The sequence below is a fragment of the Enterobacter sp. BNK-18 genome (genome assembly GCF_047456135.1).
GTDB lineage: Bacteria > Pseudomonadota > Gammaproteobacteria > Enterobacterales > Enterobacteriaceae > Enterobacter > Enterobacter ludwigii.
This window is the reverse complement of the sequence record NZ_CP179899.1, coordinates 647,244-671,477: the sequence shown is the minus strand read 5'-3', so window position 1 is coordinate 671,477 and position 24,234 is coordinate 647,244. Positions and strand designations below refer to the sequence as shown.

Sequence of the window (24,234 nt, the reverse complement as noted above, 5' to 3'; positions counted from 1 at the left end):
TTTCAACACAGTGGATTGATATGAAGGTACTGGTTACCGGGGCGACCAGCGGCTTAGGCCGAAATGCGGTCGAGTTTCTGCGCAACAAAGGCATCAGCGTCAGGGCCACCGGTCGCAACGAAGCGATGGGTAAACTGCTGCAAAAAATGGGCGCAGAGTTTGTCCATGCCGACCTGACGGAGCTGGTCTCCTCTCAGGCCAAGGTGATGCTGGCCGGTATTGATACGCTGTGGCACTGCTCCAGTTTTACCTCCCCGTGGGGCACCCAGGAAGCTTTTGACCTCGCCAACGTGCGTGCCACCCGTCGTCTGGGTGAATGGGCCGTGGCCTGGGGCGTGCGTAACTTTATTCATATCTCCTCCCCGTCTCTCTATTTCGACTATCACCATCACCGCGACGTGCAGGAAGATTTTCGCCCGGCGCGCTTTGCCTGTGAGTTTGCCCGCAGTAAAGCGGCCAGCGAAGAGGTGATCGATCTGCTGGCGCAGTCGAACCCGCACACCCGTTTTACCGTATTGCGTCCTCAGAGCCTGTTCGGCCCGCATGACAAAGTGTTTATCCCGCGTCTGGCGCAGATGATGCACCACTACGGCAGCGTGCTGCTGCCCCGCGGTGGCGATGCGATGGTGGATATGACGTACTACGAAAATGCGGTCCACGCCATGTGGCTGGCAAGCCAGCCAGACTGCGATACCCTGATTTCCGGTCGCGCGTATAATATCACCAACGGTGAGCCCTGCACGCTGCGCAGCATCGTGCAAAGGTTGATTGACGAGTTGCAAATCGACTGCCGTATTCGTTCCGTGCCCTACCCGATGCTGGATATGATTGCCCGCAGTATGGAGCGTCTTGGGAGTAAATCGGCGAAAGAGCCTGCGTTGACGCACTACGGTGTGTCAAAGCTCAACTTTGATTTTACGCTGGATATCACCCGCGCAGAGAACGAACTGGGGTATAAGCCGATTGTCTCCCTGGATGAAGGGATTGTGCGTACTGCCGCCTGGCTGCGTGACCACGGTAAATTGCATCGCTAATTGAGTGCGCTCATCTCAGAGAACAGAGACGAAAACGGCAACCCGAAGGTTGCCGTTTTGTTTTACAGCGCCGTCCAGGCGTCTGACCACGCCAGACCCGCGCCTGGCTCGTAGTACGCCGGAGCATTGTTACACCAGCCGCTGTACGGGAACGGTTTGCACTGGAACAGTTTACCGTGGTTATTCACGATATCGCCTGCCTTGTACTTGCTGTTCGCGCTCCACGCGGCGTAAGCACCTGAGGTACCGTCGTTTTCAGACGGCGTCGTGGCTTTCGCTTTAACGTTCAGCAGATAGGAAGTGGTGCTGCTCAGCTCGCCATCGCTCACGGTCAGGCTGACTTCATACTGTTGAGCCGTCGCAGACTCGGGCGCGGTAAAGGTCACCACCGCCTTGTCTTCACCGGTGACCGTCTGGCCATCCTGTGAACGCCAGGTGTAGGTCAGCGTGTTGCCGTCCTGGTCAGTGGATCCTTCTGCGCTCAGGGATACCTGCGCGCCCGCTTCCACCGCACCGATTGGGCCCGCAATCTGCGCGACCGGTGCGTGGTTCACCACGGTCGGTTCTGCCGGCGTTTCGTCCGGAATCGGTGCCGGGGTTTCATCTTCCGATGGCGTCGGTGCCGGAGTGACCGGATGCTCGTCCGGCGTCACGGCGGAACCGTCATCGTTGATAATGTTGACGTTATAGAACTTCTTCACGCAGTTCGTGTAGTCACCCTCTTTAAAGGCGCTGAACGGCGTCTGATAACCGACCAGTTGGCAGGAATAGGTTTTACCGTCTGGCGTATCGGCACTCCATCCCCAGTCCTGCTCCCAGTAAATCTTCAGCGCACCGGCGCCGCCTTCATCGAACTGCTTCATGTTGGCACAGCCGAGCACTTCATTTGCCGGGACAGGCACTTTCAGGTACTTCGCAAACTCTTTGTAGTACTTGATACGGTTTTCAGACTGGGCAATCTCAGTCGGGCCGCCACACTCTACGCCACCGTTAATGATCTGGGTGGTCACGCCGAAGCCCGGAACCAGGCCGTTGGCTTTGTCATGATCGTTTGGCTGCCAGGTGCCGTCGATAACTTGCAGCATGCTCGGTTTCGGCGGCTGCGGGTAGGCGAAGAAGAAGATGGCGCTTGCCAGGTTCAGCCAGGTGTCAGCCACCAGCTCCGGCTTGTCGAGCAGCGTGCGGACAGTGCCGAACATCGCTTCAGAGAACGGACCGTAGTTGTAGTTATAAGACAGCTGTTTTGCCCCACGGCCAAAGTAACTCACGAAATCGCCGTCTTTGTCTTTGCCGCACGGCCAGGTTTGTCCCTGCCAGATATCAGGATTACATTCGCCGTTGTAACCGCCTTTCTGCCCTTCGGTCCAGCCCATTTCGCGAACGTGAACCAGCGCCTGACGCCATTCGGCTTCCGGACGCCAGCTTTCGTGACCGCCGGTTTCCTGTGCGAAGTGGGCAAACATGGTGGCCAGCTCTTTACGGCAGATGGCGTCGCTGTCACGGCCGTCGTTGTAGGTCTTACACAGCGCCGGGAATTTGCCCACCGCTTTGAGGAAGTTACTGTAGGTGTAGGACTGTGCTCGCATCGGGAAAAGGTATTCCCAGTCGCTGGCCTTCACAATGCCTTCAACGCGTTTGACGTTATCCGGGTTCGCTGCACGGCCTGGCTCAATCAGCTCAACCTGGGCATTATCCAGCGTACGAATGGTGTCTTTAACCGACGCCATCAGTGGAAAGTTAGTCAGTTCCTGTTCTTTCTTCGCCAGATCGCTGGCTTTCAGGGTGAACGGCTCGCTGGTGGTTGCCTGCAGCGTCGCAGCCTGTGCCATGAAAGGCGCAATGCATGCACCCGCAACGAGCACGCTCAGTAAGGTCCTTTTGGTCATTTCAACTCATCCTATATATAGCAACAAGGGTTAATGCAATCACGGTTTATGTATTATTCCCTTAATAAATAAACCAAAGAGTGCGGTAATTTTTCATTTTCTGAAGCGCACCTCTGGGTACGCTTCAAAAAACAAAAAGCAGAATTAATAAGAGGAACGAGGTTTTATCTCCTGATATTTCGCCCAGACCTTGCGGGCATAATTCATACGCTTTGAATAATTCTCTTTTTTCACTCCCGCGTTATAAGCCCCGACGGCTTCCCAGTTATAGCCATATACGTTGATCATCGTCGACAGTATTGACGCGCCCACCATAATGGAGGTGCAGGGCTCGGTCACAAGCCGGTTCTCGTCAATGCCCTGGCGCTGCAGTTCGCTGAAATGCGTGCTGTTAATCTGCATTAATCCCACATCCCGCGAGCCATCCTGATTCCACCCCACGGCATTCGGATTCATACCGGATTCCACCTGCGCAATGGCATATAATAAATACGGATCGACTTGATAATAATGCGCCGCTTTATCCCAGCAATTTGCTGTCGCACTCTGACTTAAAATAAGCAATAACAATAAAAAGCGTTTCATCTCATTACCTGTTTATTTACTGACGATCCTTCTCCTTGCGCACGCTGTCTTATTCCGGAAGGGGTTGACCACACCCGAAACGGGGTGTGGTCAACGATTGCAGGCGATATCAAACCCGCAACCTCAGGCTAAGAAGGTTATTTGCAGTCTGCTGACGCGCCTTCTTTCACCCATACATCGCTGTTACCTGGTTTATCACCACGGGTCCACCATTTCGCACGGTAGACATACCCCTGGTAGGTGGTCGTATCGCCACCGTTGTAAACCACATCTGAACGCCAGTTCATCTTCACCTGGCTGACCAGCTCCCACGCATCCGCGTCAAAGCCGGGTTTATTGCCCTGTGTCCAGTACTTCGCTTTCCACACCAGGTTGTCGGCGCTCACGGTGTCACCACTGTTGTAGATTTTGCTCGCACTCCAGGCCGGGTACTGGCTGGCATTGGCATCAACAGGTGCATCACAGCTGCCGGTGGCAGAGCCTTCATCAGAAGGTGGCGTGACCTCATCTGCAGGTGGTGTCACCTCGTCAGATGGCGGCGTGACCTCATCGGCTGGTGGTGTTACCTCGTCAGATGGCGGCGTGACCTCATCGGCTGGTGGTGTTACCTCGTCAGATGGCGGCGTGACCTCATCGGCTGCTTTTGGCGTGACAATAACCTGCACGTTCGATTGAACGCTGGTTTTACCGTCACTGACCACCACGCTCAGGGTGTAGGTGGAATCGGAAGCGACAGCCGGTGCGGTGATATTCACGTTCGCGGTGTCAGTACCGGTTGCGTTCATGTCCGCCGGCACGCTCCAGGCATAGGTCAGCGCGTCACCATCCGGATCGGCTGCCTGCGCATGCAGGGCATAGGTTTCACCCGCCTGCAGCGTGATGCTTTCCATCGGGTTGACCACCGGTGCCTGGTTCGCTTTAGGTGCTTTGTTCACGACCTGAACATCAATGGCGTTCGTCAGGCCTTTCGCATCTTTCACCGTCAGGCGGAAGGAGAGCGTCTGGTTCTGAGTCACTGCCGCCGCGCCGAAGGAGGCTTTGGCTTTCGTGCTGTTGGTAAGGGTCACGGCTGGACCGGAAATCTGGGTCCACTTATAGGTAATGGCGTCGCCGTCCGGATCGCCAGACGCAGAGCCATCAAGGGTGACGGTAACAGGCCCGGTCACGGTCTGATCGGCAGCCGCAGCGATCGGCGCATGGTTGGTGACAACGGGATCAACCGGCGTTGAACCGCCGCCCAACAGGCTTTCGTTCATCGCATTGAGGATGTCGCCATTGTCCGAGTCGATGGACCAGGAGAACAGACCGCCCAGGTTTTTCGCCAGCACATACTTACCTTTTGCCGTGGTAGAACGCGCGTCTTCATAGGTAATCAGATCGCCGGTGGCTTTATTGAACAGATACGGCGCTTCTGCCGCGGCATCGTATTTGTATTCCCAGCCTGGCTTGCCTTTGTACTCGTTCGCAATCTGACGGTAGTCAACCACGCCCGGTTCCCAGGTGCCTTTGACCGCGCCCGTTGCCGTACCGGTGAACGGATTGTCGCCGGTGTAGCCATGAACGCCGGTCCAGCCGCGACCGTACATGCCCGCCCCCACAACAATCTTGCCCGGCTGCACGCCCTGTTCCAGCAGCGCGTTCACGCCGTTTTCAGTGGTGTAGTTGGTGTCCGGTTTCCACTCCGCGCCGTGCAGCGCCGCCTGGTGGCCGAGATCAGTGTTGCTCCAGCCGCCGTAGAAGTCGTAGCTCATCAGGAAGATGTGGTCGAGGTACTGCTGCGCCGTGGTGTAATCCACGTCTTCAATTTTGTCTTTACCGGAACCAATGGCGGTGGTCAGTTCGTACGTACGGCCCGTTTCTGCTGACAGCTCGTTCAGCATCGCGCGCAGATCGTGCATCACCGCAGTATAGGTGGCTTTGTCCTGAGCAGGGTTGCCAAGATTTTCCGACACGCCACCACCCCCCGGGAATTCCCAGTCAATATCAACCCCGTCGAAGAATTTCCAGGTTTTCAGGAACTCTTTCACGGAAGAGACGAAGCGCGCGCGGATCGCGGAATCATGCATCTGGAAGAATGGATCGGACATCGTCCAGCCGCCAATGGAAGGCAGCACTTTCAGATCCGGATGGGCTTTTTTCAGCGCCATCAACTGACCAAAGTTACCTTTGTAGGGGTCGTCCCAGTTGGTCACGCCAGCCTGCGGTTTTTGCAATGCCGCCCACGGATCGTGAATGGCCACGGTGTAATCCTGACGGCCCGCACAGGCGCGCTGCAGCGCGGCGAAGCTGTTGCCGTTCTCAACCGTTTTTAACCCGTCGTTGATGCCATCACCACCACAGATCGGAATGAAACCGTACAAAATGTGGTTCAGGTTCGCCGCAGGGATTTTATCCACCGGGAACTCACGCCCATAGACGCCCCACTCAGGGAAATAGGCACCCACCACTTTGTCCGTATGTTGAGAGAAAGTTTTGTTATTTTCCTTCAGGGTGGTGTTCAGCGGCAGCAGATGGCTCCCGTCCGTGTCCGCCACGATGATCAGTTTGCTGGCACTTTTAGAACACCCGCTGGCGTTACAGAGTTCAACCTGCTCCTGATAGCGTCCGCCCTTTTTCACTTTGAAGGTGGCTGATCCGGAGGCGCTTGCGGCGCCACTCCACACGGCCTGACCATCCAGAAGCACTTTCGCCGAGGTTGGCGCATCACCGCTCCAGACGTTCCACTCAACTTTCACATCCGCGCCATCATGGACTTTCACAAGGCTGTTATAGTCTTGCGCTGCCTGGTCAACTTCAACAATCGCAAACTTATCATTGCCACTGCTGAGGGTTGGCGTACCTGGCGCCGCCGCGAAGGCAGAGCTGGACGCCGCTGCAACGAAAAGCGCCAGATATTTAGGCTTCATAAATTTCATTTTTATTTCCTGATAAATTTATTTGTAAACGTTAATGACCCATGTCTTCCTTTAAAACATGGAATAGTTTTTTACAGACTTTGAATTTCAACTTAAGCAATAATCGTTAACCGCTATTTCTGTGGCGCGCTGTATTCCTCCATTAAAAAATACAAGCTCGAATTCTGTGAAGCTTATGTCTTTAACGATACGCTGAATAAATACTGTATTCCTTTCATTCCCCAATCGAAAAAATCACTAAAAAAACTTGACCGGTGTATTCAGAATGTGGAACAGGCAACCTGATAAACAAAAATCGTCATGCCGGCAAAAGCTAAATAAGGCCCGAAAGAAATAATGCGGTTATTTTTATTCGCATGTGTTGTCGCGAAATATCCGACAATACCGCTTAACGCGGCAATCAATTCCAGGGTGGGCAGTGCCTGCCAGCCGCACCAGGCGCCTAACGCCGCCAGAAGTTTAAAATCGCCATAGCCTAATCCTTCTCGTCCGGTAAGCAGACGAAATGCCCAGTAGAGAGACCAGAGCGAAAGGTAGCCAGCCACCGCCCCCACCAGCGCATCCTTAAGCGGCAGCGTGTGGTCAACGAGGTGTAACAACAGTCCTGCCCACAGCAACGGCTGGGTCAGACAGTCAGGGAGCAGCTGATGCTGCCAGTCAATCATCGCCAGCGGCAGCAGAAACGCGGCCAGCAACCACAGTGAGAACAACGCCGGTTCGCCCGGAATGCACAAGGCGGTGAGGCCAAAAAAGAGCGCGGTGACGAGTTCGAGCATCAATAAGCGCAGCGGGATGGCCGTGCCGCACTGCCTGCAGCGCCCGCGCAATACTAGCCAGCTGACCAACGGGATATTCTCCCAGGCCGCGAGATCATGCTGGCACACCGGGCAGTGAGAGGCCGGAAACAGCAAGTTGCCCGCGCCTTCCTCCTCCATCACCATGCCCGGCACGCGCTCGGCGACAACCCCCAGAAAACTGCCCACCATGCTGCCCAGGATCGCACTCATCACCGGGAACCCCACCGGGTAGATTTCCCGCATCAGCGCAACGGTGTTCATGCGGTTTTGCGCCAGGTGAGCTGCACTTCTGCTTTCACATCACTGAGGTGATCGACCGGTGTAAGGTTCATTTTTTGCAGCCTGACGCCGGAGGTCTGGTTGATTTCCCGCAGCCAGTTTTTTAATTCATACACGTTTACGCGGTTCACCACGAACGATAAGGTTTGCCCGTCCTGACGCACCTCCGTCAGGGAAAGGTTAATTTCATGAGCGCTATTCTCCACCACCGTGCGCGGGTTATCCGTTTTAATGATCATCACCGGAAGGTGGTGTTTATCTATTTCTCTGCGCATCCAGTTCAGCGTCTCTTTTTGTCGGGTCAGCGTTGATTTGCTATTTTGAATCATATTATCCAGTGGCATCATGCCCGCGTAATAAACAGCCGCGGCCAGGAGGGCAACGGCACCGGTTTTTAAAATATATTTCTCCCGGATGCTGTATTGTTGATAACGCGACGTAAGCTTCGTGATTCGCTCTTTCATTTATATTTCCCTGCGATCATGGCGGTATAAGGTGCAGTGGTAGAAACAGGCTGTAGGGTGAAATCAAAACGCTCCCCTGTTTTCTCCACAAACGACTGCAGCGCGGCCTGGCTTTGCGCACTGACGCTCAGGGTCAGCGCATTTTGTTGCGCATCGTACTCAAGCAGGGAGATCTCAAGTGCGGGTACGGCCTGCCTGGCTTGCTCAAGATCATCCAGCTGCAGGAATACCCCTTTGTGCTGCTTTTTCATGTTTTGACCAAAGTGGTATTTGATATTGGTCTGCTGGCGCATGCTGGGAAAATGGTGCTGATAAACCTGAACGATCTCCTGCTGAACCCGATTTTCCTGCTGTACCAGCATCCAGGCCATCGCGATCCGCGGGCCCAGCAACAGCCCGAGAGACAGCAGGCCCGCCGCCGCCATCGCGATTTTTATTCCTTTAGACGCGCTGCCTTTCCCTGCCTTCGGGCTGAATTCACCGTGCAGGAGGGTGACCCGACAGGATTGCCACTGGGGCTGGATCAACACCAGCGGATGCTGCCACGGGTGCAGAAGATCCACCCCGACACCGGCTGGCGGTTCGCCGTAACAGCACACGTCACCGTCTGGGGTTTTTTGCATCAGCAGCGGCAGCAGGCTGGCCTCCATTTCGCTGGCGACATGGGGCGACAGGCGCAGCCAGTAGCGGTCATCCAGGGCAACCAGCGTGCTTCCTCCTGCCGTCACCGGCAGCAGCCAGGCATCCGGCAGCACCTGAATCACCTTCAAACCGGCCTCCTGGCAACGGGCTAACCACCCGCGCAGAAGATCGGTATCAATCGCCACCGCGTCAACGTCGGCCCCCTTTTTGTGAAGCACCGTCCAGTGAAGGTTGTCCACCTCGCCAATAAGCGTCTCTTCCGCCAGCCACGAGAACGCCGCCGTCTGAGAGGCAACTTTTTTCGGCAACGTAAAATGGCGGAAGATCATGTTGCCCGCGGGCAACAGTAAACAGACCCGGGCCGCGAGAGGATGGTCTGCCAGCGCGTCAAGGCGCTCCACAACGTCAACCTGCTGGCTGCCGGAAGCACACCACATTATTTTCCCGCCCTCACGGCTGTCGGGACGAACAAAAAGTACCTGTTTCATAGCCATCTGCTTTTCTTATTCAATCATTCGGTAACGACGTTGCCACGTCACGATCTCACCCGCTTCGTTATTGACCTGAAGCTGGCTTACCACGCGAAGCGTTAGCGCATCGGTGTTGCCGGTATAGTTAACGCGGAAGTACCGGCTTTGGGTGGAGAGTTGTCCGGCCACCTGCGGAAGGTCGTCTTTCACCTGCGGGAAGGCCTGCTCCAGCGCGTTGCTGAAGGTTTCCATATTTTCCCAGCCGGTTTCAGGTCGCGATTCAATCAGGCGAACGGCATCGTCTTGCGTTATTTTTCCGGGGAACATGGCGGCCAGTAAGGCGGCCTGTTCCGGTTTCAGGGTGTTCACATCCACCTTGCTAGCGGTATCCGGTAAGGCACACAGCAGCGTGCTCACCTTCCGGTATGCCGTTGCCGGAAATGCCGGCAGCAGCGTGATCTCAGCGATCGTGCGCATCATCTGGTTTGCAGGCTGCCGGGGGGGCACCCCGCCCGCCCAGGCATCGCTCTCCGCCCCCTCGCTGGCCGTGGTGGTATCGCCATCCAGATAGTCCACCAGCTGCGAGTAAACCTCGTGCGCCGTGGGCTGGCTGAGACCACTCCCGGTCAGGAGTTGCTCAACAATCTGCTCTTTCCGCGGTTTTTCCGGCACCGCGGGCGCATTTTGCCCCTGCGCGATGTCATCGGCCGCCAGCAGGTTATTCACGTTGAAGCAGTCCTGGGCGTCTTCCACCTGACTGACCACCGTGTAATCGTCACCCCGGGTCTCCAGCGGCTGATGCCAGTCACCCTGCAGGGTAAGGGCTTTACTCTCACCGCTGGCGTCGCTCTGCAGACGATCTTTGACCACCTTCTCCTGAGCCTGCATGGCCCAGCGCAGCTGCTGCTGACTCACCTGGTAATGGGTTTTCTGCAGATTGCGGCAGAACTGCTGGCTGATTCTGGCAGCCAGCGCCGACATCATGACCAGCAGGATCAGTACCACCAGCAGCGCGACGCCTTTCTGTTTACGTAAAGCCTTCATGATGTCGCTTCCGCTGCAGGTGGCGCGGCAGGTGCGTCTGTGGGCGCTGGTGCGGCGGCCTCGGGGATATCGCCCGGCGTCGTAAACACCCAGCGCCAGGTTTCCCCGTTTTCCATCGTCAGCGTCAGCTCGACGCCATCCGGCAGATGTGCCGGGTCGTTCCAGCTTTTTTGCCAGCCCTGACGGTAAAAACGCCACTGCAGGGATTTCACCTCGCCGACAATCGGCACCGCATCGGGTCTGGCATCCGCCGGGCTGTCAATCACCGGCCAGACATCCCGGTACAGTCGCCCCTCTTCCAGCCGCCAGCGCACGCGCTCCAGCTGTACGGTTCCGCTCACGCCGTTCAGCGTGGTCAGCTCAAGGCCGTCATCCCCCTGACGAAATGTATCCGGCTCGTTGCGCGGCGCACGCGCCTGAAGCTGATAGAAATCGCGTTCCATCAGGCTCCAGGCACGCTGAAGCTGATTGAGCTTTGCCGCGCTGGCCTCCGTCGCCGAACTGGTGCGCATCGCCCCGTCGAGGATTTGCCAGGCCAGGGTGCTGATCACCGCAAAAATGGTCAGCGCAATCATGATCTCCAGCAGGGTAAATCCCCGCTGGCGTCGGATTTTCTTCACGGTTCCTCTCCCGGCGCGATGACCTGCAGTGAAATAACCGGCTGGCTTTCATCGCCTTCTGCATAGACGCGGATGGCATTCGCCCAGCCGTTAGCCGCGGTTTTTACGCGCTGCTTTCGCCAGGCCCAGCTGCGCCCGCCCATGACCTCTGCCCCCTGCGCTTCAGCGTCAGGAAAATCACGTCTGTTGAGCTGCGCCTCCGCCAGTTGATTTTCGGCGACCCAGCTGGCCTGCAATGTATCGGCCAGCCCGTGGGTGAAACGCACGTTCAGGGAGACCGAGTTCATCAGCGCCAGTGCGGCGGTGGAGAAGATGACCAGCGCGACCATCACCTCCAGCAGAGTCATTCCCTTTTGCTTTCTCTTGCCGTTAGCCATCGTTTTCTACCGTTACAGGGGCCGCGCCTTGCGACACCACGCGGAAATGGTGCGCGTTGTCGCGGCTTTGCAGCGCCAGCGTAAAGCGGCTGATTTCACCGTCCGGCAGAAATAACACCTGCGGTTCGGATGTCACCGTGGCGGCGAGACGCTGCGGCGTGAGCGAGACGTGCATCTCCGGCGGGAAATCACCCCGGGTCGTTATCCGCCCCGCGGATAACGACACCCAGTGACGTTCACCGTTTTTATCCTCGAGCGTCACCAGCCGGTATTTATCCGCGGTCATAACCAACCCCACGATATTTCCGTCCATCACCGCCCGGTCTGAACCATAATCAACGAGGGCTTTTAATTGCTGACCAAATATATCCGCACCGCTGCGTGAGGGTATTGTTGAAACCACCATCATGGCGCAACTGGCAAATATCACCAGCGCCAGAATAATTTCCAGCAACGTAAAGCCGCGTTGACGTTTCATTATTTCTCTTTCTTATCCAGAGACCAGTTTGTAATATCATCGGCGGTATTGGCTTCGCCATCCGGACCGGCGGAGAAAACGTCTACGGCACCGTGTTCACCCGGACTGACCAGAATATAATCCCCGCCCCACGGGTCCTGCGGCAGGCGGCGGATATAACCGTCCGCACGGTAGCCGTTGGGAATGGGCGCAATCTCTGGCTTCGTGACCAGCGCCTGCAAGCCCTGTTCGGTGGTGGGATAGCGGTGATTATCCAGCTTATACATATCCAGCGAGCCTTCGAGCGCGACGATATCGCTGGTCGCTTTTTGGGTATCCGCTTTTTCTTTATTGCCCATTAAATTGGGTACCACCATACTCGCGAGTACGCCGAGAATAACAATAACCACCATTAATTCGAGCAAGGTGAAGCCCGCCTGGCGAGCCAGGTGTTTGCGTTTTATAGCCATGATTTAACCTACCATATTATTAAGTTGCAGAAGCGGTTGTAATATTGACAGGACGATGAATAAAACAATCGTCGCCATAGATACCACCAGTGCCGGTTCAAATACCGACAGCGTTAACGTAATACGATGCTGTAATGCCGATTCCTGGTTTTCCGCCGCGCGGTCCATTAAATGGCCTAATTCCCCACTCTCTTCCCCGGAGGCAATCATATACAGCATGGTCAGCGGGAATAATTTCGCCTGCTCCAGAGCCGCATAAAGCGATGCCCCCTGGCGCACGGTATCCGCCGCCTGCTCCAGCACCTGCCGGGCATACCGGTTTTCGATCCCGTCCATCGCGATATACATCCCCTCCAGCAGCGGCACGCTACTGGCCTGCAGAATGCTCAGGGTACGGATATAGCGGGCGCTGTTGATGGCGCAGACCAGCTTTTTGACGGGTGAACCGTTCACCAGCCAGCCGTGCCAGCGAAAACGATTTTTAGCGTTTCGAAGCCAGGCCTTAAAACCCATCATCCCGCCTGCCAGACTGCCGACGATATAGAGGCCATAAACCTGCAGGAAATCACTCACCGCGATCAGCGTGCGGGTGGTGATCGGCAGTTGCTGTTTCATATGGGTGAACTGCTCAATCACCTGGGGCACAACCGCCACCAGCAGAATGCCGATCACCGCGATGGCCACCACGGTCAGGGTGATCGGGTAGACCATCGCCTGCGTCAGTTTGCTTTTCATCTTCTGACGCTGCTCGTTGTACTCGGCCAGCTTTTCCAGCACGTCGCCCAGATGGCCGGTCTTTTCACCGGCCATTACCAGCGTGCAGTAGAGCTTGTCGAAGCTGCGCGGAAACTGGCTGAAGGCGTCAAACAGCGTATGCCCTTCCACTACCTTCTCGCGGATGTCCACCACCATCGCCGCGAGCTTTTTATCCTCCGTCTGTTTCGCGATTGCCTTCAGCGCGCTCTCCAGCGGCAGCGCAGCGTTGACGAGCGTCGACAGCTGACGGGTAAACATCGACAGCACCGGCGTGGAGAGTTTTGCCCCGGCGTTCGCATTACCGGCAGCCGCAACCTCACGGGTTTCGTTGATGCTGACGGGCATCAGCTTTTGCTCGCGCAACATCTGGCGGACCTGCTTTTGCCCCTCAGCCTGCAACGTGCCACGCCGGGTTTTGCCCGCGGTATCCCTCGCCGTCCAGGCGTAGAAGGCCATTAGGCATCTCCTCCGCGCTCGGCGGTGACGCGCATCACCTCTTCCAGCGAAGTGATGCCGCCGATCACCTTCAGCAGCCCGTTCTCACGCAGGCTGTAGGCCTGCTTAAAGAGTTCGGTTTCGATGGCCATTTCGTCTTTATCTTCATGAATGGCGCGGCGCAGGGTGCTGTCGACCACCAGAAACTCATGAATACCGGCGCGCCCCTGATAGCCGCTCTGGCGGCAGTGTTCGCACCCCACCGCGCGATAGATCGCGTGTGGCGGCTGGTCCATAAAGCTGAACAGCGCCTTTTCATTGTCATCCAGCGGACTGGTGGTACGGCAGTGCGGACACAGCCGACGCACCAGACGCTGGGCAATGACCCCCAGTAACGATGAACCGATTAAAAACGACTCCAGCCCCATATCCCGCAGGCGGGTTATCGCCCCGGCGGCGCTGTTGGTGTGCAGCGTAGACATGACCAGGTGACCGGTGAGCGACGCCTGCACCGCAATTTGTGCCGTCTCGGCGTCACGGATTTCGCCGATCATCACCACGTCCGGGTCCTGGCGCAGAATCGCGCGCAGCCCGCGGGCAAAGGTCATGTCCACGCGCGGGTTAACCTGCGTCTGCCCCACCCCTTCCAGCTCGTATTCAATAGGATCTTCTACGGTCAGGATGTTGCGCTCATGGCCGTTCAGCGCCGAGAGAATCGCGTACAGGGTGGTACTTTTACCGGAACCCGTTGGCCCGGTGACCAGGATAATGCCGTGCGGGCGGTCAATCAGCCCTTGTAACTTCTCCCGTTCTTCATCAATCAGCCCAAGCTTGTTGATATCAGGCTTGAGATTGCTTTTATCGAGCAGACGCATGACCACGCGTTCACCATACTGGGACGGAATGGTCGATACGCGCACGTCGACCGCCTTACGGCCAATGCGCAGGGAAATACGGCCATCCTGCGGCAGACGTTTCTCCGCGATATCCAGCCGGGACATCACCTTGATACGCGAAACCAGCAGCGGCGCGAGCTTACGCGCGGGCTGCAACACCGGACGCAACACGCCGTCGACGCGAAAGCGAATGCTCAGCGTACGCTCGAAGGTTTCAATATGAATATCCGACGCGCCCTCTTTTACCGCCTCGCCGAGAATGGCGTTGATCAGGCGGATCACCGGCGAGTTTTCATCGTTATCGAGCAGATCTTCGTTGTCCGGGATCTCCTCGGTTAACGCCATCAGATCGATATCGGCGTCCATATCGTCCACCAGTTGCTGGGACACCCCGCTGCTCTGCTGCCAGATCCTGGCCAGCATTTCATCGAAGGCTTCCGGCGTCAGGGTGACCGGGACAAACGCGCGTCCCAGCACCCGACGCACTTCCAGCAGCGCGAGTGCCGGGGTGTCATCACGGATATAGACCGCATCGTGATAAAATAAAACGCCGTTATCTTTTGCGTAGCCGCTGCTACACAGGGTTTTGCTCAGTTCGTCCACGTGATACCTCCGCCTTACTCTTTAAACGGATTGCGGGACGCGCTGGTTTTCACCGATGCAGCACTCGCAGCAGGGAACGCGGGTAACACGGCGTTATCCGCCGGTTCAATGATCCCGAGCTTTTTCTCCTCAACGCGCTGCTGCTGGCGGGCGCGGATCTGATCATATTTCTCTTTCGACGCCGCGCTGTAGTTGTCGTCGTCACGCAGCACGGTGGTATGAATAAAGACCATCAGGTTGCGTTTGGACGCGTCCTGCGAGGTGTAGCGGAAAAGCTGCCCGACCAGTGGAATATCCCCCAGCAGCGGCACTTTGGAGACCGACTGCTTAGTGACATTCTCCATCAGGCCACCGAGCACCACCGTTTGCCCGCTGTGCACCATCACTTCGTTATTGATGGTTCGGGTATTAAAGGTTGGGCCAAGGCTGGCGTCTTCCGTTGCGCTGTTGTCGACGCTTGAGACTTCCTGCTCAATCTTCAGGTGGATCATGTCGCCGTCGTTGATTTGCGGCACAATTTTCAGTTTGGTCCCCACCGTCTTGCGCTCTACGGAGTTAAAGACATTATCGCCACTGGTGGTCTGCGAACCGGAAAGCACCGGCACGTCCTGACCGACATTAAATGACGCCTCTTTGTTATCCAGCGTGACCACGCTTGGCGTGGAAAGGATGTCGTTTTTGCCGTCGGTTGAGAGCGCGGTCATCAGCGCACCGAAATCACCGTTAAAGAAGCCGGTCGCCAGGCCAGTAAAGCTGGCGCCCTTGATGGTGCCATTTTTTATCTGACTAATGGGCAGGCCGGTGGAGCCGAACTGGACGCCACCGTGCTTGCCGGTCCACTGCACGCCGAGATCCAGACCGTTGCCGTCCTGCACTTCAGCAATGATGGCTTCCACCAGCACCTGCGGACGGCGGATGTCGAGCTTGTCGATCACCTTCTCCAGGGAGTTCATCACGTTAGGCTGCGCGGTGATCACCAGCGAGTTGGTTGACTCGTCGGCGGTAATATTCAGATCGGTTGCCGCGGTGGCAGTTTTCGCCTTCGCGGTGCCGGCTTTGTCTTTCAGCTGTTCGCCAATACCGGTGAGCACCGGAACCACTTTGGTGGCGCTGGCGTACTTGAGATAGAAGACGCGGGTATTCCCCTCGTTGTTCTGCTCGCGATCTAACTCATGGATCAGGGTGCGGGTACGCGTGCGCGCATCTTCCGAACCGCTGATCACCAGGCTGTTGGTTTCGTCATCCGCCACCACTTTGGTGGCCAACTGCGGCGCGTTCTGCCCTTTCTGCTCTTCATTGTTGAGATTATTCAACATGTCGGAGAGCGCTTTGGCGGAAGCAAAGCGCAGGGGGACGATTTCGCGACGCTGAATACCGTCTTTATCCACGCGCTGGACCAGATCCACCAGCCGGTTCACCACGGACGCTTTACCGGTTAACAGCAGCACGTTGGAAGGCTCGAAGTGCACCACGTTGCCGATGCCGGTGGCATCGTTCAGTTGACGCAACAGCGGCGCGAGTTCACGCACCGGCACGTTTTCCATGCGCACGACACGGGTAATAATCTCATCGCCTTTGCCCGGGTTTGTGCTGTCTGCCAGCGGCGCACCGGCGGTACGGGCCACGCTTGAGCGCACCACTTTAACCATGCCGTTATCCATCGGGATCACCGAGAGACCGTAGAGATCCAGCACGCTCAGGAAGAACTGGTAATACTCATCCTCCGTCAGCACGTTGTAGGTTCTGACAGATACGGAGCCCTGAACCGACGGGTCGACGAGAATGGTTTTGTTAAGGTTGCGGCCTACCGTATCGATAAACTCGCGGATATCGGTATTTTTAAAACTCGCGCTAAAGTTGGCTGCGAGCAGCGAACCCGAATATAACGACAATGCGGTCAGCGCCACCCACGCCCATGGAAATTTCTTCATGTCTGTACACTTATTAATTGTTAAGAACATTGACCCGAATATTTTCAAGGTGAGCGTGACGTCTGACGACAACCTCCGCTTCTTTCATTTTTGACCATTCAGCAATAATATTTTTTGCCTTGACTTCATCGGTCATATCGACAGCATTCACTTCGACTGCCACGTCCCCTTTTTTCAGTCCTGAATGGCTATAAAAGGAAGAAGCATTCCGGGGATTAATGGCATAGCCTTCCAGTTGGCCTTTTTCGACAACCGGTTTTAATACCAGATAATCATTCAGATGCAGCGTGTCTGCGCCTGCATCTTTTGTCGATTTGGTTACCGGGCCGCTTTCAACGCCGCCCTTGAAATAATCCGGTTTCTTTAAGGCCAGCGTCTGCGTGATGCCTTCATAATTCACGACGACACTGTCTTTGTTAATTTCCTGAATAAAGGCATCGTTAAAACCGGACAGCGGCTCCCCTTCGCGGTAGCTCTTCTGGCCCGCGGGCGTTTTAATAACGGCGAAGGAAAGCCAGGGGTCATCACTGCGCACAATGCCTTCTATTTCCGCCGCCAGCGGGGCTTTTAGCGCAGCCGGCCCAGTGTCCTGACGTGCTGCAGCCGTGAAAAGCGTGAATGTTTTCTCTTCGCGGCGGTTTTTCAGCGGCTGCGCATCGGAGTTAGCCAACCTATTCGTAACCTTTTTATAATCTTTAAACGTGAAATACCCTTGCTGGCCGCTAAAAATTAACAGCGCCAACATCATGCAAGGGGTTATCCACCGTGACAGAAATGAGAACCTCATTTTTCATCTGGCCTTTAACAAAGCGAAAATAAGCAGCATCACGCTGCGACAAAACGTGTGAAGAGAGTAATGAGACGCGGTGAATACGACCATCGACTTCGCCACCAACTTTAATAAAGAAAATTATTGACCGTCTAAAACCGAGGTGTTAGGACATTTCTGCCGGATATTTTTACCCAGTTGAAAAATTGATCGCCCCGTCTCCTTACCGTAATTTCACGACCTGTTGCTATTCCTAATCAGAGACGGTAAGTCGTTATGTATCAGAGCCACTTTACTTTTAAAACCCCGCCCTTCAGGAAGGTCACCCGCTTATCCGGGGATTTTCTGGTGCCTTATCATCAGGACGTCTTTAACCTGCTGAAAGAGAAAACCCAACAGGCGGGAATATGCGGGCTCTTTAGCGACGATACCTCGCTGTTGGGCCAGTTCAGCGATGCGCTGAAAAACAGCGACAACCGCGTTTTTGCCATCAACGCGTTTCCAAAACTGAGCGCCAGTAGCCTGCTGTACAAGCTCAGCCCGGACACGAAAGCAATCGCCAGCCGTATTCAGGCGGTCGATACCGTGCTGCAGCAGTGGCAAGCCGGGAAAACACAGGCCACCGTGCTGGTCATTTCCCATACTGAAGCCATGAAAGAGACCTGCCGGACGGTGCTGGGGATGTTGCTCACCCGTGCGCAGGAGCTGGGGTGTCATTTATCGGTGGTGCTGACGGGCGCGGAAAATCAGGCGGCGCTGCTACAGCAATCTGATCTGCGTGAATATGTGCATACCCACCACACCTTGCGCCCCCTGACCTGCCGTGAATATCTCAGCTACGTGCAGGCGCAGTGCGAAGAGCACGGGGGCGAAAGCTCGCCGTTATCCCCGGCGCGCGTGCGTAAGATGCACGCAATGACAAAAGGGAAAATCAGTGAACTGAATGCGCTGGCGCACCTGTCGATGCTCGCGGCCTGGACCGAACGCGCAAGCCAGGTCAGTCCGCGACATTTACGCCTGGCGGCTGCAGAGGTGCTTCCCGCGAAAAAACAGGGTAAGCGTCTGGCAACGGTTTCACTGTTTGCTTCTGTGCTGTTCGCGGCTTGCGGCTGGTATTTTACCGCCTCAATGACTGCTCGCCTCCCGGTTTCTCTGCCGGTCCCGATAAGCTGGAAACACCCGGCCGCCCCCGTTCAGGCCCCCGTCGTGCCGGTTATCGACAAGGAAATAGTCAATCAGCCGGACGCGATGCATCAGCTTTATCTGATGTGGGGGTATGACGCCTCGACGGACGATGCGCTGTGTCAAAACGCGGTGAAGGTAAACCTGATGTGTAAGCAGGGAAATGCCTCTCCGGATGCGCTGGCAAGCGAAGGTTATCCGTGGGTGAGCGAGCTCAAAACCGGCAATCATCTTAACTATGCGGTGGTCGCCCGCGTCGGAGAAACCTCGATGGACTTACTGATGAATAACCGGACCTGGCAGGTCAGCCGCAGCTGGTTTAACCGGCATGCAACCGGAAACTATACGCAACTGCACCGCCTGACGCCGGAAGGTAAAGACGCCATCAGCGCAACCAGTGACGGCAAAGAGATGACCTGGCTTGATCAGCAGCTGAGCCAGGCCCTTTCTCAGCCTGAAACCCACGCTCAGCGCTGGACTGCGGAGATGATGAAACGCACCCGCGCGTTCCAGCAAAAAATGCATCTGCATGTGGACGGTATTCCCGGCGAAGAGACATTGATGCAGTTAATGCGGGAAACCAACACCACGCCGAGCGTATTGATCCAGGCTTCGCATGCAATACCGGATGCGAAAATGCAGGAGAAGCATTCCTGATGTCTACTATCAGCCTTGCGGCTCAGCGCAGCTACACCACCGGGGAAGCGGTCTGGTTTTCATATCGCCTTCCCGGACTGAGAAACGTTTTTGCCCACACCGTTTTAGGACTCCTGGGTCTGTGCGCCATGCTGATGGCCGGGTTGTACGCGCATGTGTATTGGGATCTGCGCCACCCTGCCCCCGCCCCCATCAACGCGAGCAGCGCCAGACCGGAAACACAGCTTTCAGATATGCATTATGTGTATGTGAGCAAACCCTTCCCGCATCCGCACCCTAAACCTGCGCCGGTGCATGAGGATATGCCTGCCCTGCAGGATCTGCCGATTAACGGCGATGATACCGACTGGCAGCAGGCGCCTGAAGGAGCGGCTCAGCACGATACCGCGCGGGATACGTTACCCGGTACCGGGGCACACACCGACGCTTCTGCACGGGCTGGCAGCGACAGTTCCTCATTAACAGAATTGTTTAAGCAGGCGTTAAAAGAACAAGAGCAGGATTATTCGCAAGGCAAAATTCCCGCGCCGCCGGTTGACGAAACGCAGGATATTTCCCGGTCCCCTTTACGTCATAAAGGAGACCGGCTGGAGTAATTAATATTTTTCAGGCAAGGATGTCAGGTTACGGAGTCGCCCCTTTTCCACCACAATATACTGACCCTTTTTCAGGTCAGAGAGAATTTTAATAATGGTACTGCGTACCAGGTTGGTGTATTCCTGAATATAGTCATATATATTGATATCACGCTGATGTTGAACAATCAGTTCATTAATCTCATATAAAAATTCGCGCACCACCGAATAGGCACTGCGGGCAACCAGCACATCGTCACGCTTGCTCAGCATACAAATATACCAGGAGAGCACTTTCGTCAGTTCCGGCCACAGATTGTTTTCAGTCATTAGCTGGGCGAAGGCCTCTTTTTTTATCGAGCGCACGACGGTATTCGACCGAATGAGGCCATACATGTGCGTGGCGCTGTAAAACATAGAACAAAGCCCAAATATACACGGCCCCTGCACGGTGAACATGCACAGTTCATCAGATTCGCGGCGGAACTCAACGTCGCCACTGACGATAATATGAATATACTGTGAATCACTGGTAGATATTTTCTGCCACTTTTTTAACGTCTTCTCTTCAAATCCTGACGTTGCAGAAATAATTGCATTGACTTCGTTTTGCGGACGTAATTTTTTACCGTAGATGCTTAACATTATTATACCCAATTTAAGATGTGAAATATAAAACTCAGGATTAAGACGTAAGGCCTCAACCCAGGAATATTTTCCTGATGAAACACTCAAGGAGAAAATAAAAGTAGAAATTGTTTACGTTAATTTGCTGCTTTACTTAGCAAGCTATGTGTCCATCTTAAATCCGGATAATTTTAAGTCAATTAACTAAAAATGAATTGAGTTTGTACTTAAGATTAATCTTACTCAAATTACGCGAAAAATACTCACGAGGGGGTATCCCGTAGGATTACCCCTGTCCGTACTTTTCCAGAAGCGCTTCAGCAATAGCCAGCGTTTCACGGTCAGCCACACCATTCCACAGCTGTGGACGGAAGTGCATTTGAAACGCGGTAATCACTCTTTTCTGCTGCTGGGCTGTGGCAGCCTCCGGCACTTCATAGCCATACCGCGCTAACAGATCGAGCAGCAGTGCGCTGTCCACTTCCTGATAGCGTGGCTGTCCATTGAGATAAAAGTTGACGCGGTCCGGATCGGGCCAGGCACCAATTCCCTGCTGCGCCAGTTCGCGCCAGGGGAACAGCGGGCCGGGATCGTCTTTACGCTGGGGGGCAATATCAGAGTGCGCGACGACGTTCTGCGGCTTAATGTCGTAGCGGGCGATAATGTCTTTGGCGAGCGGGATCAGAGCAGCAATTTGCGCCGGCTCGAACGGGGTGAAGTGTTTTACTCCCGCCGTTTTTTGCCAGCCACGGTTTTCCAGCTCAATCCCCACGGAGGTGTCATTAATACGGTTGGTGCCGCGCCAGAAGCTGATGCCGGCATGCCATGCCAGTTCGCTCTCCGGCACCAGCTGCCAGATACGCGGTTTGCCCTCAGGGGCAGGCGGTTTGGCGGGGATCAGGTAGTGAGAGCTGACATTCTTGTCGGTTAACGTCGCCAGCGAGCTGTCAAAGTCATCAGCGGTGTAGTGGATCACCAGCACCTTTATACGCGGGTAAGCCGCCTGGGCCTGATGGCGGGTATCCAGCTCATAGGCACCTTTATCAATAATGCCTTTTTCCGTGGCGCACCCTGCCAGCAACAGCGCCAGCAGGAGTGTGGCAAGCGAGCGCTTCATCGACGGGTTTTCACCGCCGTACCGCTTACGCTCACCATCAGCATGCTGGCATCTTTACCGACCGTTTCGTAGTCAATATCGATACCTACCACGGCATCTGCACCCAGCGCCTTGGCCTGTTCGCCAAGCTCTTTAAACGCAATTTCGCGGGCTTTGCGCAGCTCTTTCTCATACGCGCCAGAACGTCCCCCCACGATATCGCGAATGCCGGCAAAGAAGTCCCGGAAAATGTTCGCGCCCAGTATGGCTTCGCCGGTGACCACGCCGCAGTACTCGGTAATAGGTTGCCCTTCCAGGGTAGGCGTTGTTGAAAACTGCATACTTTCTCTCCTTCTTTAGCGTTCAATGCCTTAGGTACAGCATTATCGGTTCGTTACGCTATGATTGAAAGGATAGTTAATAAATAAGGAAATCAACATGCGCTATTCAGCTTTAACACTTTTCGTGCCCTGCGCGCTGGTGCTCAGCGCCTGCACCACCACGGTCACGCCAGCCTTTAAGGATATTGGTACCCGCAGCGGCCCATGCATTGAGGGCGGCCCGGATACCGTGGCACAACAGTTCTATGATTACCGCATACAGCACCGCAGCAATGATATTACCGCCCTGCGACCGTATCTGAGTGACGGCCTGGCGAAACTGCTGAGCGACGCCACCCGCGATCCGCAGCATAACGCGCTGCTTAAATCCGATCCGTTCTCCAGCCGCGCCACGCTGCCTGACAGCGCCGAGGTCACCAGTGCTTCAACGATCCCAAACACCGATGCGCGAAACATTCCCCTGCGCGTCAAACTGACCCAGGGAACGCAGACCTGGCAGGATGAAGTGCTGATGATCCGTGAAGGTCAGTGCTGGGCGGTGGACGACGTAAGGTACGTCGGTGGCAGCGTTCACGCCCCGGCAGGCACGCTCCGCCAGTCGATAGAAAACCGCTAAGCCTCCCGTTTAAAAAGCGTTAACCCCGTAAAATGTGCGGCATTTCATGCGGAATGCCGACATTTATACTCGCCGACATTGCCGCTCGCTATTTTGTGCTATGTTTAGAGGGTATTGCGGGTTATATTTAACTTTTAACGCAGAAATATTGCATAACTATTCTGTCAACGGTACTATCTGCGGCCTCAATTGCTATAGATTGCCTGGATGAGTAAAGACTGCCCCGATGAGTATTAAACTAAACGGCATTAACTGCTTCTACGGCGCACACCAGGCGCTGTTTGACATCACGCTGGACTGCCCGGAAGGCGAAACACTGGTTTTGCTTGGCCCAAGCGGTGCAGGTAAAAGCTCCCTTCTGCGTGTCCTTAATCTGCTTGAAATGCCCCGTTCGGGTACGCTGGCTATCGCCGGTAACCATTTTGATTTCGCGAAAACACCGTCTGATAAAGCGATTCGTGAACTGCGTCAAAACGTTGGCATGGTCTTCCAGCAATACAATCTCTGGCCGCATCTGACCGTACTGCAAAACCTGATCGAAGCCCCGTGCCGCGTGCTGGGCTTAAGTAAAGATCAGGCGATCGCGCGTGCGGATAAGCTGCTGGAGCGTCTGCGCCTTAAGCCTTACAGCGACCGCTATCCGCTGCACCTCTCCGGTGGTCAGCAGCAACGTGTGGCGATTGCCCGTGCGCTGATGATGGAGCCTGCGGTACTGCTGTTTGATGAACCGACCGCGGCGCTGGATCCCGAAATTACTGCCCAGATCGTGAGCATCATTCGCGAGCTGGCGGAAACCCATATTACTCAGGTCATCGTAACCCATGAAGTGGAAGTGGCGCGCAAAACGGCCAGCCGCGTGGTCTACATGGAAAACGGGTATATCGTTGAGCAAGGTGATGCGAGCTGCTTCTCAAACCCGCAAACCGATGCGTTCAAAAACTATTTATCTCATTGATTGTGTCAGGGGAAATGATAATGAAAAAAGTATTACTTGCCGCGCTGCTCGCCAGCGTCACCCTTTCCGCTACCGCAGCCCAGACGATTCGTTTCGCGACTGAAGCGTCTTATCCTCCGTTTGAATCCATTGATGCGAACAATAAAATTGTCGGCTTTGACGTGGATCTGGCAAACGCCCTGTGTAAAGAGATCGACGCAACCTGTACCTTCAGCAACCAGGCGTTCGACAGCCTGATCCCAAGCCTGAAGTTCCGCCGTATCGACGCCGTTATGGCCGGAATGGATATCACCCCTGAGCGCGAAAAACAGGTTCTGTTCACTACCCCTTACTACGACAACTCCGCCCTGTTTATTGGTCAGAAAGGCAAATTCACGTCGGTTGATCAGCTGAAAGGCAAGAAAGTGGGCGTGCAGAACGGCACCACGCACCAGAAATTCATCATGGATAAACACCCGGAAATCACCACCGTTCCGTATGACAGCTACCAGAATGCGAAGCTGGATCTGCAGAACGGTCGTATTGATGGCGTGTTCGGCGACACCGCCGTGGTGACCGAGTGGCTGAAAGCCAACGATAAACTGGCACCAGTGGGCGATAAAGTGACCGACAAGGATTACTTCGGCACGGGTCTGGGTATTGCCGTTCGTCAGGGCAACACTGAGCTGCAGCAGAAATTCAACGCTGCGCTGGAAAAAGTGAAGAAAGACGGCACCTACGAAACCATCTACAAAAAATGGTTCCAGAAGTAATTC

The 24,234-nt window shown here is 55.3% G+C and carries 24 protein-coding genes; 6 read left to right on the top strand and 18 right to left on the bottom strand.

What is annotated here, in order from left to right; all coding sequences use genetic code 11:
* Positions 1-20: 20 nt before the first annotated feature.
* Positions 21-1,034, top strand: coding sequence for an NAD-dependent epimerase/dehydratase family protein (locus ACMGG3_RS03245; protein ID WP_020884845.1), 1,014 nt, complete (start codon positions 21-23; stop codon positions 1,032-1,034).
* Between the two features lie 62 nt (positions 1,035-1,096).
* Here the strand turns inward: ACMGG3_RS03245 and ACMGG3_RS03240 are convergent, their stop codons facing one another.
* From ACMGG3_RS03240 to gspC, 15 genes are all read right to left on the bottom strand, one after another.
* Positions 1,097-2,920, bottom strand: a complete 1,824-nt coding sequence (locus ACMGG3_RS03240; protein WP_414149572.1) for a glycoside hydrolase family 19 protein — start codon at positions 2,918-2,920, stop codon at positions 1,097-1,099.
* A gap of 144 nt (positions 2,921-3,064) precedes the next feature.
* Positions 3,065-3,505, bottom strand: coding sequence for a type III secretion system invasion protein IagB (iagB, locus tag ACMGG3_RS03235; protein WP_044857961.1), 441 nt, complete (start codon positions 3,503-3,505; stop codon positions 3,065-3,067).
* Positions 3,506-3,642: 137 nt separating this feature from the next.
* Complete coding sequence (locus ACMGG3_RS03230; RefSeq protein ID WP_414149571.1) at positions 3,643-6,420, bottom strand: glycosyl hydrolase family 18 protein; 2,778 nt, start codon at positions 6,418-6,420, stop codon at positions 3,643-3,645.
* Positions 6,421-6,680: 260 nt separating this feature from the next.
* Positions 6,681-7,478: a prepilin peptidase gene (locus ACMGG3_RS03225; protein ID WP_410396328.1), complete on the bottom strand. Its 798-nt coding sequence runs from the start codon at positions 7,476-7,478 to the stop codon at positions 6,681-6,683.
* A complete protein-coding gene (gene gspM / locus ACMGG3_RS03220) occupies positions 7,475-7,960 on the bottom strand; it encodes a type II secretion system protein GspM (RefSeq protein WP_020884851.1) in 486 nt (161 codons plus the stop codon). The genes ACMGG3_RS03225 and gspM overlap by 4 nt, the downstream gene beginning before the upstream one ends.
* Positions 7,957-9,090: a type II secretion system protein GspL gene (gene gspL, locus ACMGG3_RS03215; RefSeq protein ID WP_410396330.1), complete on the bottom strand. Its 1,134-nt coding sequence runs from the start codon at positions 9,088-9,090 to the stop codon at positions 7,957-7,959. Before gspL ends, gspM begins: the two co-directional genes overlap by 4 nt.
* Before the next feature lie 15 nt (positions 9,091-9,105).
* Entirely contained in the window at positions 9,106-10,116 is a 1,011-nt protein-coding gene (gspK, locus tag ACMGG3_RS03210) for a type II secretion system minor pseudopilin GspK (protein ID WP_279259077.1), read from the bottom strand.
* On the bottom strand, positions 10,113-10,736 hold the full coding sequence (gene gspJ, locus ACMGG3_RS03205; RefSeq protein ID WP_414149570.1) for a type II secretion system minor pseudopilin GspJ: 624 nt from the start codon (positions 10,734-10,736) through the stop codon (positions 10,113-10,115). Before gspJ ends, gspK begins: the two co-directional genes overlap by 4 nt.
* On the bottom strand, positions 10,733-11,113 hold the full coding sequence (gspI, locus tag ACMGG3_RS03200; RefSeq protein ID WP_014169336.1) for a type II secretion system minor pseudopilin GspI: 381 nt from the start codon (positions 11,111-11,113) through the stop codon (positions 10,733-10,735). Before gspI ends, gspJ begins: the two co-directional genes overlap by 4 nt.
* Positions 11,106-11,591 (bottom strand): type II secretion system minor pseudopilin GspH, encoded by a 486-nt coding sequence (gene gspH, locus ACMGG3_RS03195; protein ID WP_014169335.1) that lies wholly within the window; start codon positions 11,589-11,591, stop codon positions 11,106-11,108. The genes gspI and gspH overlap by 8 nt, the downstream gene beginning before the upstream one ends.
* Entirely contained in the window at positions 11,591-12,040 is a 450-nt protein-coding gene (gspG, locus tag ACMGG3_RS03190; RefSeq protein WP_014169334.1) for a type II secretion system major pseudopilin GspG, read from the bottom strand. Before gspG ends, gspH begins: the two co-directional genes overlap by 1 nt.
* Before the next feature lie 3 nt (positions 12,041-12,043).
* Entirely contained in the window at positions 12,044-13,252 is a 1,209-nt protein-coding gene (gspF, locus tag ACMGG3_RS03185) for a type II secretion system inner membrane protein GspF (protein ID WP_410396332.1), read from the bottom strand.
* Positions 13,252-14,730: a type II secretion system ATPase GspE gene (gene gspE / locus ACMGG3_RS03180; RefSeq protein ID WP_410396333.1), complete on the bottom strand. Its 1,479-nt coding sequence runs from the start codon at positions 14,728-14,730 to the stop codon at positions 13,252-13,254. Before gspE ends, gspF begins: the two co-directional genes overlap by 1 nt.
* 14 nt (positions 14,731-14,744) lie before the next feature.
* Positions 14,745-16,661: a type II secretion system secretin GspD gene (gene gspD, locus ACMGG3_RS03175; RefSeq protein ID WP_414149569.1), complete on the bottom strand. Its 1,917-nt coding sequence runs from the start codon at positions 16,659-16,661 to the stop codon at positions 14,745-14,747.
* A 13-nt stretch (positions 16,662-16,674) separates the two neighbouring features.
* Positions 16,675-17,406 (bottom strand): type II secretion system protein GspC, encoded by a 732-nt coding sequence (gene gspC, locus ACMGG3_RS03170; protein ID WP_410396511.1) that lies wholly within the window; start codon positions 17,404-17,406, stop codon positions 16,675-16,677.
* Between the two features lie 300 nt (positions 17,407-17,706).
* Here gspC and ACMGG3_RS03165 point away from each other — a divergent pair, with 300 nt between their 5' ends.
* Both ACMGG3_RS03165 and ACMGG3_RS03160 read left to right on the top strand, forming a co-directional pair.
* A complete protein-coding gene (locus tag ACMGG3_RS03165; protein WP_414149568.1) occupies positions 17,707-19,269 on the top strand; it encodes a peptidoglycan-binding protein in 1,563 nt (520 codons plus the stop codon).
* Complete coding sequence (locus ACMGG3_RS03160) at positions 19,269-19,865, top strand: hypothetical protein (protein WP_047742431.1); 597 nt, start codon at positions 19,269-19,271, stop codon at positions 19,863-19,865. Before ACMGG3_RS03165 ends, ACMGG3_RS03160 begins: the two co-directional genes overlap by 1 nt.
* On the opposite strand, the gene ACMGG3_RS03155 is transcribed toward ACMGG3_RS03160, so the two are convergent.
* The 3 genes from ACMGG3_RS03155 to ACMGG3_RS03145 form a co-directional block, all read right to left on the bottom strand.
* Positions 19,866-20,489, bottom strand: coding sequence for a helix-turn-helix domain-containing protein (locus ACMGG3_RS03155; RefSeq protein WP_414149567.1), 624 nt, complete (start codon positions 20,487-20,489; stop codon positions 19,866-19,868).
* Between the two features lie 268 nt (positions 20,490-20,757).
* Positions 20,758-21,588 carry an N-acetylmuramoyl-L-alanine amidase gene (locus tag ACMGG3_RS03150; protein WP_032677767.1) on the bottom strand — a complete coding sequence of 277 codons (831 nt, stop codon included), beginning with the start codon at positions 21,586-21,588 and terminating at the stop codon, positions 20,758-20,760.
* Complete coding sequence (locus ACMGG3_RS03145; RefSeq protein ID WP_006174327.1) at positions 21,585-21,908, bottom strand: heavy metal-binding domain-containing protein; 324 nt, start codon at positions 21,906-21,908, stop codon at positions 21,585-21,587. Before ACMGG3_RS03145 ends, ACMGG3_RS03150 begins: the two co-directional genes overlap by 4 nt.
* Before the next feature lie 97 nt (positions 21,909-22,005).
* Between ACMGG3_RS03145 and ACMGG3_RS03140 the strand changes: the two genes are divergently transcribed.
* From ACMGG3_RS03140 to artI, 3 genes are all read left to right on the top strand, one after another.
* A complete protein-coding gene (locus ACMGG3_RS03140; RefSeq protein WP_014169325.1) occupies positions 22,006-22,524 on the top strand; it encodes a lipoprotein in 519 nt (172 codons plus the stop codon).
* 226 nt (positions 22,525-22,750) lie between these two features.
* Positions 22,751-23,479 (top strand): arginine ABC transporter ATP-binding protein ArtP, encoded by a 729-nt coding sequence (artP, locus tag ACMGG3_RS03135; RefSeq protein ID WP_014169324.1) that lies wholly within the window; start codon positions 22,751-22,753, stop codon positions 23,477-23,479.
* A 20-nt stretch (positions 23,480-23,499) separates the two neighbouring features.
* Positions 23,500-24,231 (top strand): arginine ABC transporter substrate-binding protein ArtI, encoded by a 732-nt coding sequence (artI, locus tag ACMGG3_RS03130; protein WP_020884864.1) that lies wholly within the window; start codon positions 23,500-23,502, stop codon positions 24,229-24,231.
* Positions 24,232-24,234: the final 3 nt, after the last annotated feature.

Bases quoted from the DNA above. Each gene is read 5' to 3' on its own strand.
- gspM (WP_020884851.1), bottom strand. From the start codon at position 7,960: ATGAAAGAGCGAATCACGAAGCTTACGTCGCGTTATCAACAATACAGC.
- ACMGG3_RS03165 (WP_414149568.1), top strand. From the start codon at position 17,707: ATGTATCAGAGCCACTTTACTTTTAAAACCCCGCCCTTCAGGAAGGTC.
- gspK (WP_279259077.1), bottom strand. From the start codon at position 10,116: ATGAAGGCTTTACGTAAACAGAAAGGCGTCGCGCTGCTGGTGGTACTG.
- ACMGG3_RS03225 (WP_410396328.1), bottom strand. From the start codon at position 7,478: ATGAACACCGTTGCGCTGATGCGGGAAATCTACCCGGTGGGGTTCCCG.
- ACMGG3_RS03240 (WP_414149572.1), bottom strand. From the start codon at position 2,920: ATGACCAAAAGGACCTTACTGAGCGTGCTCGTTGCGGGTGCATGCATT.
- gspL (WP_410396330.1), bottom strand. From the start codon at position 9,090: ATGAAACAGGTACTTTTTGTTCGTCCCGACAGCCGTGAGGGCGGGAAA.
- artI (WP_020884864.1), top strand. From the start codon at position 23,500: ATGAAAAAAGTATTACTTGCCGCGCTGCTCGCCAGCGTCACCCTTTCC.
- gspD (WP_414149569.1), bottom strand. From the start codon at position 16,661: ATGAAGAAATTTCCATGGGCGTGGGTGGCGCTGACCGCATTGTCGTTA.
- gspF (WP_410396332.1), bottom strand. From the start codon at position 13,252: ATGGCCTTCTACGCCTGGACGGCGAGGGATACCGCGGGCAAAACCCGG.
- gspH (WP_014169335.1), bottom strand. From the start codon at position 11,591: ATGAAACGTCAACGCGGCTTTACGTTGCTGGAAATTATTCTGGCGCTG.
- ACMGG3_RS03160 (WP_047742431.1), top strand. From the start codon at position 19,269: ATGTCTACTATCAGCCTTGCGGCTCAGCGCAGCTACACCACCGGGGAA.
- ACMGG3_RS03230 (WP_414149571.1), bottom strand. From the start codon at position 6,420: ATGAAATTTATGAAGCCTAAATATCTGGCGCTTTTCGTTGCAGCGGCG.
- ACMGG3_RS03245 (WP_020884845.1), top strand. From the start codon at position 21: ATGAAGGTACTGGTTACCGGGGCGACCAGCGGCTTAGGCCGAAATGCG.
- ACMGG3_RS03150 (WP_032677767.1), bottom strand. From the start codon at position 21,588: ATGAAGCGCTCGCTTGCCACACTCCTGCTGGCGCTGTTGCTGGCAGGG.
- iagB (WP_044857961.1), bottom strand. From the start codon at position 3,505: ATGAAACGCTTTTTATTGTTATTGCTTATTTTAAGTCAGAGTGCGACA.
- gspI (WP_014169336.1), bottom strand. From the start codon at position 11,113: ATGGCTAACGGCAAGAGAAAGCAAAAGGGAATGACTCTGCTGGAGGTG.
- artP (WP_014169324.1), top strand. From the start codon at position 22,751: ATGAGTATTAAACTAAACGGCATTAACTGCTTCTACGGCGCACACCAG.
- gspG (WP_014169334.1), bottom strand. From the start codon at position 12,040: ATGGCTATAAAACGCAAACACCTGGCTCGCCAGGCGGGCTTCACCTTG.
- gspC (WP_410396511.1), bottom strand. From the start codon at position 17,406: ATGTTGGCGCTGTTAATTTTTAGCGGCCAGCAAGGGTATTTCACGTTT.
- ACMGG3_RS03155 (WP_414149567.1), bottom strand. From the start codon at position 20,489: ATGTTAAGCATCTACGGTAAAAAATTACGTCCGCAAAACGAAGTCAAT.
- ACMGG3_RS03140 (WP_014169325.1), top strand. From the start codon at position 22,006: ATGCGCTATTCAGCTTTAACACTTTTCGTGCCCTGCGCGCTGGTGCTC.
- ACMGG3_RS03145 (WP_006174327.1), bottom strand. From the start codon at position 21,908: ATGCAGTTTTCAACAACGCCTACCCTGGAAGGGCAACCTATTACCGAG.